The following is a 15,005-nucleotide window of genomic DNA, read 5'->3' as shown; positions in this document are numbered from 1 at the left end:
AAAAACGTTTTTAAAGGAGAGTACAAATTTATGTCAATGATTACAGATATTTATGCACGCGAAGTTCTAGATTCACGCGGTAACCCAACTGTTGAAGTTGAAGTTTACACAGAAGACGGCGCAATGGGCCGCGGAATTGTTCCTTCAGGTGCTTCAACTGGTGAACATGAAGCCGTTGAATTACGTGATGGCGACAAATCTCGTTACATGGGCTTAGGCGTTACTAAAGCTGTTGACAACGTAAACAACATTATCGTTAAAGAAATTGTTGGATATGATGTTACTGATCAAGTTGGTATTGATAAAGCTATGATCGCATTAGATGGTACACCAAACAAAGGTAAATTGGGCGCTAACGCTATTTTAGGTGTTTCAATTGCTGCTGCTCGTGCTGCTGCTGATGAATTAGAAGTTCCTTTATACAGTTACTTAGGCGGATTTAACGCACATGTCCTTCCAACTCCTATGATGAACGTTATCAATGGTGGATCACATGCTAACAACAGTGTTGATTTCCAAGAATTCATGATCATGCCTGTTGGCGCACCTTCTATCAAAGAAGCTGTACGTATGGGTTCAGAAACATTCCATAACTTACAAAAGATTTTAGCTGAAAAAGGCTACTCTACTGCTGTTGGTGATGAAGGTGGTTTCGCTCCTGATCTTAAGAACAATGAAGAACCATTTGAAATCTTAATCGAAGCAATCGAACGTGCCGGTTACAAACCTGGTAAAGATATTGCTATCGCATTTGATGCTGCTTCATCAGAATTCTACAATGCTGAAACTGGCAAATATAGATTACAATATGAAGGCGAAAATGGCCAAGATTATACTTCTGAAGAAATGGTTGAATTCCTTGAAGCAATCGTTGACAAATACCCAGTTATCTCAATTGAAGATGGCTTGGATGAAAACGATTGGGAAGGCTGGAAGATGATGACAGCTAAATTGGGCAACAAAGTTCAATTAGTTGGGGATGATTTATTTGTTACAAACACTGACTACCTTAAAAAAGGTATCGAAATGGGCGTTTCAAACTCAATCCTTATCAAAGTTAACCAAATCGGTACACTTACAGAAACAATGGAAGCTATCGAAATGGCTAAAGAAGCTGGTTATACAGCTATCGTTTCTCATCGTTCAGGTGAAACTGAAGATACAACTATCGCTGACTTAGTTGTTGCAACTAATGCTGGCCAAATCAAGACTGGTTCATTGAGCCGTGTTGATCGTATCGCTAAGTACAACCAATTAATGAGAATTGAAGATAACTTAGAAGAAACATCAGAATACAAAGGTATCCACTCATTCTACAACTTGAGTTCAGATGCTCGCGATACAATCGTTAACAAATAATTCTTTATGAATTAAGCGTTTCTGATTGAAAGAAGGTCCTACCTAATTTGATTTTAGGTGGGACCTTTTTTGTATTATAATAGGACGCACTATATTGAAAGGTAAAACTTATTGTTGTATAATTTAGATGTTGGAAATTATAGTTAGGAATGTGAGCGTGTATGAAAAAATCAGAGCGTATTACAATACAAGATGATCTAACATCAAAAGTTTATGATCTTATTTTAAACGAAGAAACGACAAATGAGGAACGTCTCTTATTAGTTGATTTTAAAAATAAAGTTGAGCGTGGGCAGTACTTCGAGAAGGCAGTCGCTGATTTAGCGGAGTCGTTGCGCTTATTGGCTGTAAGTAATTTAAAAAATAAAATAAAGTTAAGTGCTGACGTTGGTCGATTTTATATGGAAATTTCGACAACCGGTTTATTTAAAAAAAATTTAGGCTGGGGACTTATAGCTATGAGTATGATTTATCATCCTTAAGTGATCATTAGATTATGCTAGTTTTTAAGAAGAGTTATTCAATAGTTGAATAATTCTTTTTTTGTTACTAATGAGTTCAGCAAATAATTGGATTTTAGCATATACTAATAGAATGAAGAGGTGTGTATGGTTTTATGACAAAACAAGGTATCAAAGAGCGATTGAATTTAACTAATCTCATATTTATTTTAAGAGGGCTATTAATTGGGCTCGTTACAGGTATCGTTGTAAGTCTATTTAGGTTAGCTATTATTTATGTGCTTAAAGTCTTTATCTATTTTTACCAGGCAATTAATCAGAATATGTGGTTACTGTTTCCAATGATTCTTTTGAGTCTAGCTATGGTACTAGGTATTGGAACACTAATGAAGCAAGAGCCAAATATTATGGGATCCGGTATTCCGCAAGTAGAGGGCCAGCTTGCTGGTAATCTTGAAATGCGTTGGTGGTCAGTTTTATGGCGAAAATTTATCGGTGGTGTTTTAGGCATTGGATCAGGGCTATTCCTCGGCCGTGAAGGCCCATCTATTCAACTAGGTGCAGCAGTCGGACAAGGATTCGCAGAGATGACTAAACATACTGAATCGGAACGCCGCATTCTGATTGCAGGTGGTGGCGCTGCAGGTCTATCCGCAGCTTTTAATGCACCAATTGCGAGTACGCTTTTTATATTAGAGGAAGTGTATCATAATTTTTCACCGTTGATTTGGACAACAGCATTAGCTAGTTCAATTTCAGCCAATTATATTTCATTGCATTTTTTCGGTCTAAAACCGGCGCTACAAATGATGGATATTCAGACCTTATCATTGTTACAATACTGGCATTTGATTGCTTTAGGGCTTATTTTGGGCCTCCTAGGCTATCTGTATCAAAACGTATTACTTAAATCGACTGATTTATATAATATTCTACATAAAATTCCGATTTTTTATCGCTCAATTGTCCCTTTTATTTTAGTTATTCCGATTGGATTATACTTACCACAAACTTTAGGTGGCGGTAATGAGATTATTTTAAGTCTAGTTCAAAGTAAATCATTGACCGTTTTATTGGGACTCTTTCTTTTAAGATTTATCTTTTCAATGATATCCTATGGTTCTGGATTACCAGGTGGTATTTTTCTGCCTATTCTAACATTAGGCGCTATTATTGGCGCTGGGTATGCAACTGTTATGATAATGTTAGGGTTGTTACCAGCTAAATATATAACTGATTTTATTATTTTTGGAATGGCCGGGTACTTTGCTGGAATTGGTAAAGCACCTTTTACAGCTATTTTATTAGTTACGGAAATGGTGGGTAGTTTACATCACTTAATGCCACTAGCCATTATTTCATTAGTTTCATTTTTAGTTATTGATATTTTAGGCGGCGCACCTATCTACGATTCTTTACTTAAAAAATTAATTGGTCAAAATGAAATTGATTTGGGCGGTAAAAAGGACCGACTTGAGACGCCTATTTTTGCTGGATCAAATTTAGAAAATAAAAAAGTTTCAGAAGTAGTTTGGCCTGAAAATAGCTTATTAATCACGGTTAGACGTGGTGAAAAGCAATTAATTCCACATGGTGTGACGGTTTTAAAAGCAGGAGATACATTAGTTCTTTTGACTGAGCACCAAAATCGACCTAAACTTAAGACAGAAATGGATACATTATCCGGATTTGAATCACTTTAATAAAATAATAACGGTGGAAAATTAATGCAAACTGTGCTAAATTAGTATAGATATAGATTACGTAATTGGGTTAAGGAGGTAAATGATTTGACTAACATACTAACAATTTTAATTATCATCGTTTCAGTCTTAATGATTATCGCTGTTATGATGCAACCTGCAAAAACAAATAACGCTTCAGGTGCTTTATCTGGTGGCGGTGGTGGTGCTGACGATTTATTTAGCAAACAAAAACCACGTGGATTCGAAGCATTTATGCAAAAAGTAACCTTTGTCTTGGGCGTTTTATTTTTCTGTCTAGCTCTAGGACTTGTCTATTTGGCCTCAAAATAATAATAAAGAAAGCCTCCTGTGCAAACAATTGTTGCAGCAGGAGGCTTTTATTTAGAAATAAAATAAAATTAATAATAAATAAATGTAACGCAAATACGAATATGAAAACGAGGTATACATGGATAAAAAGATGCAAGAACTTATATTAAAAGAACTAAAAATTAAAGAAAATGAATCTTTCAGTGTTGAAGAATTAACAGCTGCCCTTAAATTAGAAGGCCAGGATGCGTTCAAAGAACTTGTTAAAACACTTGCTGAAATGGAACGTAAACGTGAAGTGAAAATTACATCAGAAGGCAAATTTCAAATTGCACTTCAAACACCACAATTAGTGGGTATTTTTCATGCAAATGATCGTGGATTTGGATTCGTTACGATTGATCCAGAACAACCTGATGTTTTCGTTAATCCAACACAAACAATGTCTGCCTTAAATGGTGATAGTGTTGAGATTGAGATTACAAGTGCTGCTAAACCTGGGGATGACCGTGGTCCTGAAGGTAAAGTTAATAAAATTGTTGAACATAATGTAACATCAATTGTTGGTGAATTTGAAGTTGAACCATCTGACCTTGAAAATTCAGGAATAATTGGCCATTTAGTTGTTAAAAACAAGAAATTACAACGTTATAACTTATTGGTAACAGGGGTTGGTTTACATCCAGTTGCCGGAGAAGTTATTACAGCTGATATTACTGCTTACCCAACAAGTGAAAAACCATTAGTTATTGAAACATTGGTTAAAGAAGTTGTGGGTAACAAAGACGATCCAGGTATGGATATTTTACAAGTTGTTTATCAACATGATATTCCTAGTGAATTTCCTGAAGATGTTATGGCTCAAGCTGAAGCAACTCCAGAAGTTGTGCTACCAGAAGAAAAAATTGGCCGTGTTGATTTAACGGACCAAACATTGGTAACAATTGATAGTATTGATTCTAAGGATTTAGATGATGCTGTTACTGCCTGGAAACTTGATAACGGGAACTACCATTTAGGTGTGCATATTGCTGATGTTTCGCATTATGTCCAACCAGGCACACCACTTGATCGTGAAGCATACGAACGTGGAACGAGTGTTTATTTAACTGACCGTGTTATTCCAATGTTGCCTCACAAATTATCAAATGGTATTTGTTCATTGAATCCAAAAGTTGAACGCCTTGCTATGAGTTGTGAAATGGAAATTACACCAGAAGGTTATGTTGTTAACCACAAAATCTTCCAAAGTGTGATTAAAACGACAGAACGTATGACTTACAAAGCCATTAACAAGATTCTTGAATCAGATGATGCAAAGACGAAAGCTAAATATGAAGAATTGGTCCCAATGTTTGAAACAATGGGCGAATTACACAAAATTCTTGAAAAAATGCGTAAAAAACGTGGTGCAATTAGTTTTGATGATAATGAATCTAAGATTATCGTTGATGAAGCGGGTCACCCAATTGATATTCAAATTAGAACTCGTGGAACAAGTGAACGTTTAGTTGAATCATTTATGTTAGCTGCAAATGAAACTGTTGCAGCTCATTACGATAAATTAAAAGTACCTTTTGTTTACCGTGTGCATGAAACACCTAAGAATGAAAAAGTAATGCGTTTCTTCGAAACTTTAACCAGTTTTGGTATCGTTGTTAAAGGTGATAGTAAGAATGTAACACCTAAAATGTTACAAGGTGTTTTAAAAGAAGTAGCTGGTAAACCTGAAGAATCAATGGTTTCTGTTATGTTACTTAGAAGTATGCAACAAGCTAAATATACTGATGAATCATTAGGTCACTTTGGTTTAGCTGCTACTGATTATACGCATTTTACGTCACCAATTAGACGTTACCCTGATTTGATGGTTCATCGTTTAATTCGTTTCTACGAAGAAAATGGTATTGGGGACACTCAAAAAGAAAAATATGCTGAACAATTACCTGAACTTACAACACATACATCACAAATGGAACGTCGCGCAATTGATGCCGAACGTGATACTGACGCAATGAAAAAAGCTGAATACATGGCTGATCATGTTGGTGAAACCTTTGAAGGTGTTGTTAGCTCAGTTATGAAGTTTGGTGTCTTCGTTTCATTACCAAATACTGTTGAAGGTCTTGTTCATATTAGTAATATGAAGGATGACTATTATGAATATTTAGATATGCATATGGCATTAGTAGGTAAGAGAACCAAGAGAACTTTCAGAATTGGTCAACCAATCGAAGTAAAAGTTGCTAAAGTTGATATTGAGCAAAGTGCGATTGATTTTGAAATTGTTAATCCACAAAACACACCAACTTCTGATTTACGAGGTAAAGGTGGAAACTTCAAACGTCCAGGTAATGGTCGTCCAGGAGACAAGAAACCTTATAACCGTAATGGTAAACCAGCTGCTGGAAATAGTAATGGAAAGAAACCATTCTACAAATCAGCTAATAAAAACACAGCACCAAGAAAAAATAATACACGTCAAAAATAATATCGGGGGGATTAAGATTGCGAAAAGAAAAGTCATCTTTTGATAAACCCTTAGCCCAGAATAAAAAAGCAAGACACAGTTATAACATTGAAGATACGGTTGAGGCTGGTGTCGTTTTAACAGGTACTGAGATTAAATCCGTTCGAAATAGTCGTATTAATCTAAAAGATGGATTTGCGCAAATTAGAAATGGTGAAGCTTGGCTGATGAATGTTCATATTTCAACGTATGATCAAGGAAATCAATTCAATCATGATCCACTTCGAAATCGTAAATTATTATTGCATAGAAAACAAATAGCTCAATTTGATGAAGCAACTAAAAATAAGGGTGTTACAATTGTCCCTTTGAAAGTGTACATTAAAAACGGCTTTGCAAAAGTACTAATCGGTGTTGCAAAAGGGAAGAATGATTACGATAAACGTGAAACAATTAAACGTCGAGATCAGGAACGCCAAATTCAACGCGTACTTAAAAATTACTAATAAAAAAGGAAGCAACCAATTTTGAAATTGGTTGCTTCCTTTTTAGTTATTAAGCTTGTTTGTAAAGACCAGCAATTTGATCTTGAACATCTTTATTTTCTAAGAATTCATCATAAGTAGTATCTGCTCGATCAACAAGACCGTTTGGTGTTACTTCGATGATACGGTTAGCGATTGTTTGAATGAACTCACGATCATGAGAGCCGAATAATAGAGCACTCTTATAATTTGAAAGACCTTCATTCAATGAAGTAATTGATTCCAAATCTAAATGGTTAGTAGGATCATCAAGTAAAAGAACGTTGTTTCTTGTTAACATCATTTTTGATAACATACAACGAACTTTTTCTCCACCGGATAAGACGCCAACTTCTTTATCGACTTCTTCACCAGAAAATAACATACGACCTAAGAATCCACGCAAGAAAGTGTTATCACTTTCTGCTTTAGAAGCAAATTGACGTAACCAATCGATAATTGTTAAATGTTCATCAGCGAATTGGTCGTTATTATCTTTAGCAAGGTAAGCTTGTGATGTTGTTACACCCCATTGAACTGTACCTGTATCTGGTTCTAATTCACCAGAAAGAATTCTAATTAATGTTGTAACAGCAATATCAGTTTCACTTGTAAAGGCTGTTTTATCATCTTTGCCTAAACTAAATGAGATATTATCTAAAACTTTTACGCCATCAATTGTTTTTGAAACGCCACTAACTGATAATAAATCATTACCAATTTCACGGTCGATTTCAAAGTTAATGAATGGGTAGCGACGTGATGAAGGTTGAATATCATCAAGTGTGATTTTTTCAAGCATTTTCTTACGAGAAGTTGCTTGTTTAGATTTAGAAGCGTTAGCACTGAATCGTGCAACGAAATCTTGTAATTCTTTGATTTTAGCTTCTTTTTTATCGTTAGAATCATTTGCAAGTTTTGAAGCTAAGGCACTTGATTCCATCCAGAAGTCGTAATTACCAACGAATAATTTGATTTTACCAAAATCAACATCACACATGTGGGTGCAGACATTATTTAAGAAATGTCTATCATGAGAAACAACAATAACGGTATTTGAGAAGTTAATTAAGAAATCTTCTAACCAGTTAATTGATTTGATGTCTAACCCATTAGTAGGTTCATCAAGTAAGAGAACATCAGGATTACCAAAAAGTGCTTGTGCAAGCAAAATCTTAACTTTTTGACTTTCTGTTAGTTCGCTCATCTTTTTATTTTGCATATCTTCAGCGAAGCCTAAGCCTTGTAAAAGAGTTGAAGCTTCTGATTCAGCTTCCCAACCATTCATTTCAGCAAAGTCAGATTCTAGTTCAGCAACTTTGATACCATCTTCATCAGAAAAATCAGCTTTTGCATAAATAGCATCTTTTGCTTCCATAACAGCATAGAGTTCTTTGTAACCCATAATGACTGTTTCAAGAACAGTATATTCTTCGAAGCCATAATGATTTTGTTGTAGCATTGTCATACGTTCATTTGGATCTAATGAAATTTTACCTGTACTTGGTGTTATTTCACCAGATAAAATCTTTAAAAATGTTGATTTACCAGCGCCATTAGCACCGATTAGTCCGTAACAATTACCAGGCGTGAATTTTAAATTAACGTCATCGTATAACTTACGGTCTGAAAAACTTAAACTTACATTACTTACAGTTATCATTTAATACCCTCACTATTCGTTTGTATAATCTACATATCATAGCATATTTCAGGCTCAAAATGAAACGGTTTTGAAAATGAACTCAAATAAAATGATTATTTCTGAAAATGAGGGTACGTTAGTCATAGAGTTGTAATATGAGTGATGTTTTGTAATATGCCTGACACATGTCTGACTTGTCGGTTCGATATACTCTAGAAATGGGTAATAAAGTTATTTACAAAAAGGAGTATTATTTTGAAAATTAGAAATATTATTGGTTTTACGGCAGTTATACTTTGCTTATTAGGTGGTTCGGTTTCTGTTAGTGCAACATCTATCAGTGATTTAAAAAAACAAGAATCAGCTGCACAAGAGAAAGTAACAACTGCTAATTCAAAAATTTCAAAGTCATTAACGAGTATTAATGATGAGTATGCAAAAATTGATAAATTAAATCAAGAAATTTCTGATAAAGAAAAGAAAATTGGTTCACAAGATAAATCAATTGGTAATGAACAAAAACAATTAGATACACGTATTGAAAATGCTAAAGATAGATTAAGAAGTCTACAAGTTAATGATTCAAGTAGTAAAATGGTAACGGCTATTCTTGAAGCAAAGAATGCTGGTGATTTTATTAGCCGTGTTTACGCAGTTTCTGTTTTACAATCTGCTGATAACAAAACGATGAAAGATGTTGCGTCTAATATCAAAACCATGGAAGATGCTAAAGCGCATTTGGAATCTGAACAAAAATCATTGAAATTAAAACAATCTGAAACAAAACAAGAAACAAAAGAAATGAATAAACAATTAGCAGCGTTAAAAGATACTTTAGGTGACGCAAAGAAAGATTTAGCCAAAGTAACAAAGGCTAAAGATGCTGAGTTATCAAAAAAAGCAAGAGAAGCAAAGGCTAAAGCTGATGCTAAGGCAGCAGCAGCTGCTAAAAAAGAAGCAGCTAAAAAGGCTGAAAGTGATGATTCATCAGATAAAAAAGGAAGTACTGACCAAAAAGCAAGCAACGATACTTCTGGCAAATCAACTAAGAAAACGTTACAAATGGTCGCAACGGCTTATTCAACAAATGCACCAGGGATGGGAACTCATGGATCATATGGGTTAAGTTTGTTAACTAATCCACAACAAATTGCTGTGGATCCTTCAGTTATTCCGCTAGGAACTGTTGTCTGGGTATCTGGTTATGGTGTTGCGATTGCTGGCGATACAGGTTCAGCAATTAAAGGAAACCGAATTGATGTGCATTTTATCTCAAATGCAAGATGTTACACATGGGGTAAAAAGACAGTTACTGTAAAAGTTTTAGAATAAAGATATGAAAAAAGGTCTGCTAAATTTATTTTTAGCAGACCTTTTTATTTATTTAAATATCTTTTTGCATATGATGATAGTCATGACCACTAATAATCATGTTACCAACAGTTTTAAAGCCCATTTTTGTGTATAACTTTTCTGCTTTAGGATTTGCAAAGTCGACGTTTAAGCCAATCTTTGTTTTTCCAGCTGCACGGGCAATCTCGGGAAGAGACTCTAGAAGTTTTGTGCCGATGCCTTGTCCTTGGAAATCTGGTGAAACAGCAAGGGTATCAAGGTACCATTCATTTGGATAAACTTCTGAGTCTGGAAAGAGTTCAGTTGTTTCAGGTAAACCAATTTGTGGGAAAAATTGATTCATAGCAAGATCAAGATGGTCTTCATCTTCATCCGGATAACCAAATGCTATCCCAGCAACCTTACCATCAATATCGGCAATTTGAACACGACCGTAGCTGTAACGGTAGTCTTCTGTTTCAAATGCAAGCTCTAGCACTTTGAATAGGTCGGGTAATGGAATTTCTTGAAGAATAGGAATTTCCATATCTTCTAAAATAATATTCACTAAAGGAACGACCTCGTGTGCATCTTTTTTTGTTGCTCTTCTAATAATCATATAAACCATCCTTTCCTGAATATCTCTAGTGTATAGGGTACTTAAATAATTGTCAAAACAACTAAATTGCTTGCTAAGTGTAGATATGTTATATTATGTTACATCAAAATGTTTTGGGGAGGATATTATGAAAAAATGGCAGTCAATGATCATGTCAATCATGGTCGCATGTGTATTTTTATTATTTTTACATAGTAATCAAGTAAATGCAGCAGAAAAGACGTATACAATCGGGACTGATGTAACTTATGCACCATTTGAATATCAAGCAGAAGATGGTAAATCATATGTTGGTATTGATATGGATATAATGCGAGCCATTGCTAAAGAGGAAGGATTTAAAGTTGATATTAAAGCCTTAGGGTTTAATGCAGCGGTTCAAGCATTAGATGCTAACCAAATTGATGGGGTTATGGCTGGTATGATGATAACTCCAGAACGTCGTGTTAAATTTGATTTCTCAGATAGTTATTATGAAGCTGGGGTAGCTATGGCTGTTGGTAAAAACAGTTCAATTAAATCTTTGGATGATTTAAGAGGGAAAAAGGTAGCGATTAAAGTTGGTACAGCTGCCGGAGAATTCGTAAACTCAATTAAAAAACAATATAATATTACAACAACAACTTTTGATGATTCAAGTAACATGTATGACGATGTTGTGACAGGAAATTCCGATGCGACTTTTGATGATAAACCAGTTTTAGCATATGGTGTTAAGAATGGTATTGAAATGAAAGTAGTTGGTAAAACATATGAAAAAGGTGAATATGGATTCGCCGTTAAAAAAGGGCAAAATAAAGAATTAATAACAAAATTTAATGCCGGGCTAAAGAAACTTAAAGCTAACGGTGAATATAAAAAGATTGTTGATAAGTACACTGGAACGAACGCAAAAAATGCTAACTCTAAAAATTCTCGAACAATTTTAGGTTTATTGAAAACAAATAGTGGCTCATTATTAGAAGGATTTAAACAAACAATGTTATTAACAATTGTGGCTATTGTTTGTGCAACAGTTTTAGGGATTATTTTAGGTATGATGGGTGTTGCGCCAAATAAATGGCTTAATGGGCTTTCAAGTACATTAATTTACATTTTCCGTGGCCTACCGCTAATTGTATTGGCCTTCTTTATCTACATTGGTATTCCTAATTTAACCGGGAGCAAGATTCCAGCATTTGTGGCAGGTATTATAACCTTAACGTTAAATGAAGGTGCGTATACAGCGGCCTTTGTTAAAGGTGGGATTAAGGCTGTTGATAATGGCCAAATGGAAGCTGCTCGTAGTCTAGGATTACCTTATGGAAAAGCAATGATGAAAGTCATTATGCCACAAGGAATTAAGATTATGATTCCATCATTTATTAATCAATTTATTATTACGTTGAAAGATACGTCAATTTTATCTGTTATCGGTATTTTAGAATTAACGCAAACAGGTAAGATTATAATCGCAAGAAACCTTGAAGGATTCAAGATGTGGTTGATTATCGCGGTGATTTATCTCGTTATCATAACGTTATTAACGTGGTTATCTAATTTAGTCGAAAGGAAGATTAAATAATGGCAGCTAAAATTCAAGTTAAAAATTTGAAAAAAAACTATGGTTCAAATGAAGTTTTGAAGGGGTTAGATATTTCAGTTGCAGAAAAAGAAGTTGTCTGCATGATTGGACCTTCCGGTTCTGGGAAAAGTACCTTTTTACGTTGTTTAAATAAATTAGAAGATTTAACTTCCGGTTCAATTATTATTGAGGGGCATGATATAAGTGATCCAAAAACTGATTTAAATGTTGTTCGTCAAAATATTGGCATGGTATTTCAACATTTTAATTTGTTTCCACATTTAACCGTTCTTGAAAATATTATTTTAGCGCCTGTTGAATTAAAAAAAGAAACAAAAGAAGAAGCAACTAAGGAAGCAAAACGTCTTTTATCCCAAGTTGGTTTGAGTGATAAAGCAGATGCTGCACCTGCTTCGTTATCTGGTGGTCAAAAACAACGTGTCGCAATCGCACGCGCACTTGCAATGAAACCAGATATTATGTTATTTGATGAACCAACGTCTGCACTTGATCCAGAAATGGTTGGGGATGTTTTAGATGTTATGAAACAACTTGCGAGGGATGGTATGACAATGGTTGTTGTCACACATGAAATGGGTTTTGCTAAAGAAGTGGCTGATCGTGTGGTCTTTATGGCTGATGGTTACATTTTAGAAAGTAGTACACCAGATGAAATATTTAGTAATCCGCAAAATGATAGAACAAAAGATTTCTTAAACAAAGTTTTAAATGCATAAAAAGTGCAAACTAATTAAATCTTTCGGCCTTTCATTAATTTTTGGTGGGGCAAGCATTGTAAAAGGTCCTAATCACTTCGCGTGGTGGTTAGGATTTTTTATGTATAGTTACTAAAAATTAGGATGTTTACGATGATTTGAATTGAAAAAAGCTTTTTAGCAAAGGAGAAAAGTAAAATTATGAAAGCAATTGTTGTTAATGAAGCAGGAGGAACAGATAAGCTTATTTACCAAGAGGTAAATTTACCTAAAATAAAAGCTAACTGGTCCTTAATTAAAATAAAAGGGTTTGGTATCAATAGATCGGAGATTTTTACGAGAGAGGGAAAATCGCCAACTGTTTTGTTTCCTAGGGTTTTAGGCATTGAATGTGTGGGTGTTGTTGAAGAAACGAGCGATCCTGAAAGATTACCTATAGGGAAAAAAGTTATTTCCATTATGGGAGAAATGGGACGCGCATTTGATGGCAGCTATGCTGAATATGTAGCATTACCAAATAACCAAATATATCCAATAACAACAAATATATCTTGGAAAGAACTTGCGACTATTCCTGAAACGTACTATACAGCATTTGGTTCAATGAAAAACTTAAAAATTACAAAAAAAGATAAAATTTTAGTTAGAGGCGCCACAAGTGGAGTAGGTATTTCATTTCTTAAATTGTTGAAGGCCAGATATCCTGATATTGTAATTGATGGTACTAGTCGGAGCCAAGCAAAAAATGAGCAATTATTGTCCGCTGGTTTTAATGATGTAATAATAGATAAGACTGGTGTATTAGAGACTGAAAAGAAGTATGACAAAATTTTAGAATTAATTGGCCCTGCCACTATAAAAGATAGTTTTCAACATTTAAACGAAGGAGGCATTTTATGTAGTACGGGACAATTAGGAGGTAAATGGTTTTTAGAAGAATTTGATCCGATTATAGATATCGAGAAAAATAGTTACCTCACTAGTTTTTACTCTGACAATGTCAGTCAGGATAAATTGAATGATCTGTTGGACTACATTTCAAAATATGATGTTGATGTGAAACCAGAAAAAAACTTCAAACTAAGTGAAGTTCCTTTAGCGCATGCTTACTTACAAAATCAGGATAGTTTTGGGAAAGTAATCGTGTTACTAACAACTGAATAAAGATAAGTACCAAATTGGTTAGCGACGTATTATGGGTTTCATAATTGATAGTTGGAGAGTAACAGGGCTGATTGATTACGTAACAAAAGTCTTATGGCTTTTGTTTTTTTCGTTGTAAAAAAACTGTTATTGGTAATAGTTTTTAAACTACTATCAACAACAGTTTTTATAGACTTATTTTTTCTAATTAATTACACTTTTTAGTCTCAATCGATTTATTTTTCAGCTAACTGTTCAAGAATAGCTAAGCCAACACCATCTTCAGAATTTGTTTTTGCTGAATGATTGGCAATACGTTTTACCTCGTCGTGGCCATTTTCCATGGCGTAACTGACGCCTGCAACTTTTAACATAGAAACATCATTTAAGTTATCTCCAATTGCCATGACATCTGACATTGGGATATTAAGTTCTTTAGCGAAAGCTTGGAGTGCAATCCCTTTTTGGGCATTTACGTTGTTAATTTCAAGGTTAGTAGGTGCAGAAGAGGTAACAACAAGTGAGTCTTCTTCTTCAATTTTTGCTTTTAAAGGGAGTAATTCTTCTTGACCATCCATACTGAAAACAATTAATTTAAAAATATCAATTTTTGAATCATCGATGACTGTTTGGTAATCATCAACGTAATTGATATTCATTAATTCAAGACGAGCTGCAGCTAATGAAACAGCCATTTTAAATGGTGTATCTGGATTTGTATCAGAGATTAGACGCGCTACATTTTGAATACGGTTTGCACGATTATCAGAATAAACACCGTTTGAGGTTGTCATTTCAAAGTAAAAATTTTCTTTTTTGAATGTTTGAACTAAAGTTTGAACGACTTTTTTTGAAATAGGTGTTGTACTAAGTGTTTTACCATTTCCATCTAAAACTTCTGCGCCGTTAAATGTAATCATTGGACTATTGAACCCGGCTGCTGTAATTAAAGGTTTAACTTCAGTATAGCCACGGCCAGTAGAAACGATAAAGTGGACTCCTAATGCTTGTGCTTGTTTAATCGCATCGGCGTTTTTTTCTGAAATCACCATTTGATCATTTAGTAAAGTACCATCCATATCTGATGCAATAATTTTTATCATAAATTCAACACTCCTCTAATCTTATTTACTGGTTTCATTTTAACATGAAACCGC

General features: G+C 34.5%; 13 protein-coding genes. 10 read left to right on the top strand and 3 right to left on the bottom strand.

Annotation, left to right across the window (positions count from 1 at the left end; translation table 11 throughout):
* Positions 1-30: 30 nt before the first annotated feature.
* The 6 genes from eno (at position 31) to smpB (ending at position 6,811) form a co-directional block, all read left to right on the top strand.
* Complete coding sequence (gene eno / locus AC1RPY_RS03925) at positions 31-1,359, top strand: phosphopyruvate hydratase (protein WP_481761445.1); 1,329 nt, start codon at positions 31-33, stop codon at positions 1,357-1,359.
* A gap of 161 nt (positions 1,360-1,520) precedes the next feature.
* Positions 1,521-1,841 carry a bacteriocin immunity family protein gene (locus AC1RPY_RS03920; protein ID WP_481761444.1) on the top strand — a complete coding sequence of 107 codons (321 nt, stop codon included), beginning with the start codon at positions 1,521-1,523 and terminating at the stop codon, positions 1,839-1,841.
* Between the two features lie 134 nt (positions 1,842-1,975).
* Complete coding sequence (locus tag AC1RPY_RS03915; protein WP_481761443.1) at positions 1,976-3,523, top strand: ClC family H(+)/Cl(-) exchange transporter; 1,548 nt, start codon at positions 1,976-1,978, stop codon at positions 3,521-3,523.
* 87 nt (positions 3,524-3,610) lie between these two features.
* Positions 3,611-3,856 (top strand): preprotein translocase subunit SecG, encoded by a 246-nt coding sequence (secG, locus tag AC1RPY_RS03910; protein ID WP_409022224.1) that lies wholly within the window; start codon positions 3,611-3,613, stop codon positions 3,854-3,856.
* Positions 3,857-3,974: 118 nt separating this feature from the next.
* Positions 3,975-6,326 carry a ribonuclease R gene (rnr, locus tag AC1RPY_RS03905; protein ID WP_481761442.1) on the top strand — a complete coding sequence of 784 codons (2,352 nt, stop codon included), beginning with the start codon at positions 3,975-3,977 and terminating at the stop codon, positions 6,324-6,326.
* A gap of 17 nt (positions 6,327-6,343) precedes the next feature.
* Positions 6,344-6,811 carry an SsrA-binding protein SmpB gene (gene smpB, locus AC1RPY_RS03900; protein WP_481761441.1) on the top strand — a complete coding sequence of 156 codons (468 nt, stop codon included), beginning with the start codon at positions 6,344-6,346 and terminating at the stop codon, positions 6,809-6,811.
* Positions 6,812-6,860: 49 nt separating this feature from the next.
* On the opposite strand, the gene AC1RPY_RS03895 is transcribed toward smpB, so the two are convergent.
* Positions 6,861-8,492, bottom strand: coding sequence for an ABC-F family ATP-binding cassette domain-containing protein (locus AC1RPY_RS03895; protein ID WP_409022227.1), 1,632 nt, complete (start codon positions 8,490-8,492; stop codon positions 6,861-6,863).
* 237 nt (positions 8,493-8,729) lie between these two features.
* Between AC1RPY_RS03895 and AC1RPY_RS03890 the strand changes: the two genes are divergently transcribed.
* Positions 8,730-9,806: a 3D domain-containing protein gene (locus AC1RPY_RS03890; RefSeq protein ID WP_481761440.1), complete on the top strand. Its 1,077-nt coding sequence runs from the start codon at positions 8,730-8,732 to the stop codon at positions 9,804-9,806.
* A 52-nt stretch (positions 9,807-9,858) separates the two neighbouring features.
* On the opposite strand, the gene AC1RPY_RS03885 is transcribed toward AC1RPY_RS03890, so the two are convergent.
* A complete protein-coding gene (locus tag AC1RPY_RS03885) occupies positions 9,859-10,422 on the bottom strand; it encodes a GNAT family N-acetyltransferase (RefSeq protein ID WP_481761624.1) in 564 nt (187 codons plus the stop codon).
* Between the two features lie 130 nt (positions 10,423-10,552).
* Between AC1RPY_RS03885 and AC1RPY_RS03880 the strand changes: the two genes are divergently transcribed.
* From AC1RPY_RS03880 to AC1RPY_RS03870, 3 genes are all read left to right on the top strand, one after another.
* Positions 10,553-11,989 (top strand): amino acid ABC transporter substrate-binding protein/permease, encoded by a 1,437-nt coding sequence (locus AC1RPY_RS03880; RefSeq protein ID WP_481761439.1) that lies wholly within the window; start codon positions 10,553-10,555, stop codon positions 11,987-11,989.
* Entirely contained in the window at positions 11,989-12,726 is a 738-nt protein-coding gene (locus tag AC1RPY_RS03875) for an amino acid ABC transporter ATP-binding protein (protein ID WP_481761438.1), read from the top strand. Before AC1RPY_RS03880 ends, AC1RPY_RS03875 begins: the two co-directional genes overlap by 1 nt.
* A gap of 180 nt (positions 12,727-12,906) precedes the next feature.
* Entirely contained in the window at positions 12,907-13,869 is a 963-nt protein-coding gene (locus tag AC1RPY_RS03870; RefSeq protein WP_481761437.1) for a zinc-binding dehydrogenase, read from the top strand.
* 215 nt (positions 13,870-14,084) lie between these two features.
* Here AC1RPY_RS03870 and AC1RPY_RS03865 read toward each other — a convergent pair whose 3' ends face one another.
* Positions 14,085-14,951 (bottom strand): Cof-type HAD-IIB family hydrolase, encoded by an 867-nt coding sequence (locus AC1RPY_RS03865; RefSeq protein WP_481761436.1) that lies wholly within the window; start codon positions 14,949-14,951, stop codon positions 14,085-14,087.
* Positions 14,952-15,005: the final 54 nt, after the last annotated feature.

It is taken from the genome of Dellaglioa sp. CoH-56-MRSF-12 (genome assembly GCF_056782075.1).
This window is presented reverse-complemented; position numbering and strand designations above follow the sequence as displayed.